Origin of the sequence: Ramlibacter sp., assembly GCF_035706265.1 — a bacterium.
GTDB lineage: Bacteria > Pseudomonadota > Gammaproteobacteria > Burkholderiales > Burkholderiaceae_C > Ramlibacter.
The window spans coordinates 1-4,218 of the sequence record NZ_DASSVG010000472.1 but is presented as its reverse complement, the minus strand read 5'-3'; the positions used below and the strand labels follow the sequence as shown (position 1 = coordinate 4,218).

Annotated in this window: 2 protein-coding genes; one reads left to right on the top strand and one right to left on the bottom strand. The window is 74.1% G+C overall.

What is annotated here, in order from left to right; genetic code table 11:
• Positions 1-28 precede the first annotated feature (28 nt).
• Positions 29-3,493 carry a P-loop NTPase fold protein gene (locus VFM98_RS16935; RefSeq protein ID WP_325111072.1) on the bottom strand — a complete coding sequence of 1,155 codons (3,465 nt, stop codon included), beginning with the start codon at positions 3,491-3,493 and terminating at the stop codon, positions 29-31.
• Positions 3,494-3,617: 124 nt separating this feature from the next.
• On the opposite strand from VFM98_RS16935, the gene VFM98_RS16930 reads away from it, so the two are divergent.
• A partial coding sequence (locus tag VFM98_RS16930) for an FAD-dependent oxidoreductase (RefSeq protein ID WP_325111071.1) occupies positions 3,618-4,218 on the top strand: 601 nt, incomplete at its 3' end.

Below are 4,218 nucleotides of genomic sequence, written 5' to 3'. Positions count from 1 at the left end.
GCGCGCTCCGCGCGCGCTCACCACCAGCCTACGCCCGCGCGCCCCGCGCGAATGGCACGAGCTCCGGCGGCGGGCCGTCCGTTCGGACGGCAATTGGCGGCAGCGCACTCGGCACCGCCGCCGCTCCGCTCGGCACCGTCGCCACCGGCGCGCTGCTCGCCACCACCTGCGCGGGTGCGGCCTGCGCCGCCCCCTCCCCCGTCTCCAGGTCCCCCACGATCTGCAGGAACGCATCCACCTCCGCGGCCGCAGGCGCCCTCTCCCCGCCCGCTTCCTGCAGCATGGCCCGCCGCAGCTCTCCCGGCGGACTGCCGCGTGCCAATAGCCAGCGTGCGCTCAGTTCGACCACCCGCGCCTCAGGCAGCGAGGCGGCGCCGGCCTTGCGCAGCCGCACCACGGCATAGCGGCTGATGTTCAGGAAGCGCTTCAGCTCGCGCGGGGTCGCCGTCTCGGGCTGCTCCATCAGCTGCGCCTGCCAGGCCTTGACGGCCGCGCGGTATTCGGGCGTGGCGTGCACCACGTACTGCTCGCGCCGCGCCCAGCCCCAGGCGAGCAGGGCCAGCACGATCGCCACTGTCATCCCCGCCGGCCACCAGACCGTCTCGCCCAACGCGGCTTCGGCCCCCGCCGCCCCGCCCGCCGCAGCCGCAGTGCCGCCATCTGCTGCAGCAGGTTCGGAGACGGCCGCCGTGCGACGCAGGCTGCGGCCCGGCCAGGCCTCGCCGTCCGGCTGCGCACCCTCCACCAGCGAGCGCGCATGGGCCGCGAAGGGCTCGAAGCGGGCCTGGCGGATGCTCTCGAAGTGGTCGGGTGCACCGGCCGCGACTTCCGCTTCCAGCAGCGGCAGCGCCTGCTCCATGGCCTTGACGCTGCCCTGCACCGCGTCGGCCCGGGCGCGCAGGCTGGCCAGCAGCTCCGGTGGCAGCCCCGTCGCGCCGCCCTTCAGGCGCATCCAGTGCTCGTACGCCCGTGCGTCTTCGAGCTGCGCGCGCACCGCGGCGATGTCGCGCTGCAGCTGCTCGCGGGCCTGCTGCGTCTCCGCCTTCATGCGAACGATGGTGTCGTCCATCTGCCAGAGCAGGCCGGCGACGACCAGCAGCCCGGCGACCCAGCCGGCCGACCTCGCGATCCGCGGCCGGGCCGCTTCCGCCCCTGCGCGGGCCGCCTGCAGTGCGCCGCGCCAGCCGCGTTGCGGCGGCTGCGCCTGCGGGCCCGAGGCCGGATCCGGCTCCGGCTCCGGCCCCAGCAGCATATCGAGCGCCCGCGCCGACTCCAGCGTCGGCAGCTTCACGTCGAGCTGCACCAGCTTGCGCAGGTACACGCGCGCATAAGCGAGCCGGTCCAGCACCGCCTGCGACTCGCGCGCGACCGGATCGCGGTCCGGCTGCTGGCCCAGTTCGGCGCGCCGGATCGCGGCCTGCTCCTCCGCCAGCGCCTTGTGCGCGCTCGCGATCTGCGCCTCCACGATGCGGCGGTCGGTGCCGAGGATCACGAAGCAGGGCCCCGCCTCGCACAGGTAGTTGACGCACTCCAGCAGTTCCGCGGCCTTGGGCGGACTGCAGCGATCGAGGTCGTCGATGAAGATCGTCATCGTGCGTTCGCCGAGCGCGCGCGCCACTTCGCCGAAGTGCATGCGGAAGCGTCGGCGGAAGTCGGTCTGCGCCTCCGCCTGCGTGACGGTGAAGCGCGTGCCGAGGCTGGAGAGCAGCACCGCCGGCCGGGCCGGGAACGGCCGCAGCAGGTACATCCAGAGCATCGCCCAGCACGCGGCCAGGAACACCACGCCCAGCGCCGCCAGCGTGGTGAGCGGATCCTGCTGGATCGCGCGCAGGGCCGCGCCGAGCAGGTCGAGCGGGCCGCCGCCTGCCGCCGTGGCCAGCCAGGGGCCCACCGTGACATGCGTGAACACGGAATAGACGTCGCGGAAGAAGCCGTCCGCCAGCGCCGGCGGCGAGGCCGAATGCACGCGCCCCGCCAGGCAGGCGAGGTAGGCCGGCACGGACAGCAGCGCGATCCAGCCCATGCGCGTCGCCCAGCCGCCGCGCCGCCAGCGCTCCACGACCAGCCGGGCGCGAAACGCGAGTCCGTGCCAGCTGAAGAAGCGGGGGATCGCCTGCTGCGTGATGGCCTGCAGCAGCGGCGCCAGCAGCACCTCCTCGTGCTGGTGATGCCAGACGTTGAACCACACCGGCCGCGCACCGCGCTGGCGCAGTTCGCCGGCGAGCATCGCCATGAAGCTGCTCTTGCCCATGCCCCAGCGCGCGTTCACCGCGATCGCCAGCGGCGGCTGGGTGCCGGTGTGGCGCAGGAAGCGGCTGAGCGCCTCCACCACCGGCCGGAAGGCGAGCCGGTCCTTGGCCGCGTCGTCGATCGGCGCATCGGAGACGGCCTGCTCCAGCACGCCCGTGGTGGTGACGGCGGAACGGTGCGCCACCAGCCGGCGGCGGGCTACGCTCACGGCACCAAGCGCGAACGCCCCCAGCACGACCCACAGCCACGGTGCGGGCGACTTGCGGTACGCCGGCTCCTGCCAGGTGTTGGTCGCCAGGTCGCCACGGACGATGGTGCGGTCGGCGAGCGCGAGCACGATGCCCGATTCGGGCAGGACGGCGAAGGCCTTCAGCGTCTGGCCGCTGCGGCGCCGCACTTCCTGCCACTGACGGCCGCCGTTCGAGGTGCGCAGCACCACGCCCTCGGCACCGACCGCGAGCGCGCTGCCGCGGGCCGTATCGAGCCACTGGGTTGCCAGGATGCGGTAGCCCTCGGGCGGGCGCGGCGCCGGAGGCTGCGCTTGCGCGGGCGCAGAGGGCTGCGCCTGCTGCTGCTTCGGATCGGGTGGCTGGTAGCTCTGCGCCTTGGCCGGCGCGTTCGGTTGCTGCGCGATCGGCCGCTGCTGCACGGACTGGCTCGGCGATGGCGTCTTCGCCTCCGGCGCCTTGGCATTCGGCACCGGCTCCTTCGCCGGTGGACGCTGCTCCGCCTGCAGTGCCGTGAAGACCAGTTGCGGCAGCACCTGCGGTGCCTGCGCCGCCTTCTGGCGCGCCGGCGGCTGCAGCGGCCGGCGCTGTTGCGCCGGCCCCTCCGCTGCAGCCGCCACGCGCCAGCGACGCCCTCCGTCTTCGCTGAGCATCACGAACCGGCCATCGGCACTGGCGACCTTCGCCTGCGCCCCACCGGTGGCCGCAACCGACTCGAACACCGGACGCTGGCCGCCGGCACGCAGCCAGCGGTTCTCCTCCTGCGGCGCGAAGAAGCCTTCGACGCTGAGCAACGCGGGCTCCGGCGCCAGCGGATCGCCGCGCGGGGGCTGCAGCACCGCGAACGCGACCAGCAGCGCCAAAGCGACCAGGACGCCCAGCAGGCGGCTGCCGAGGCCGGAGGGCAGCGCCTGCGCCGGCGCGCCGGGCGACGGCGCAGGCGGCGAATCCGGCGCCACTTTGGAGAGCAGATCCGGGGACGGTGCGCCCTGGCTGGCGGGGGCTTCCTGCATCATGGCGTCCCTCCTTGCAGGCTGGCGAGCGGCCATGATCCCACTTCGCCCGCTGCAGCACCATCGTCCCCACGGGCGGGATGCCTCGCCCGATGGGAGGAAGCCCGGGCCTTCCTAGAATCCCTCCATGGTCGCGCAGACGGATTTCCTCATCATCGGCGGCGGCATCGCTGGCGCCTCGATCGGCTACTGGCTGGCCCCGCACGGGCGCGTGGTGCTGCTGGAGCGCGAATCGCAACCGGGCTACCACTCCACCGGCCGCTCGGCGGCCATGTTCATCGAGAGCTACGGCACGCCGCAGGTGCGCGCGCTCACGCGGGCGAGCCGTGCCTTCCTGGCGGAGCCGCCGCCGGGCTTCAGCGAGCATCCGCTGCTCACGCCACGCGGCTGCCTGTTCGTGGCCGCCCCCGGACAGGAGGCGCTGCTGCAGGCGCACTGGGAACTGCTGCATGCCATGACACCGCAGGCGCGCCGGCTGACGGCGCAGCAGGCGCTGGAACTGGTGCCCGCGCTGCGCCCCGAATGCGTCGTCGGCGCCGTGCTGGAGCCGGATGCGGCCGACATGGACGTGCACGCCATCCACCAGGGCTACCTGCGCGGGATGCGGCACGCGGGCGGCACCCTCGTGTGCGATGCGGAGGCCGAACGCATCGAGCGCGTGCAAGGTCAATGGGAGGTCACCACGCCGCAGGGCGCCTTCCGTGCCCCCGTGCTGGTGAACGCGGCGG

Excerpts from the sequence above, each read along its gene's own strand:
- VFM98_RS16935 (WP_325111072.1), bottom strand. The coding sequence starts at position 3,493 with ATGATGCAGGAAGCCCCCGCCAGCCAGGGCGCACCGTCCCCGGATCTG.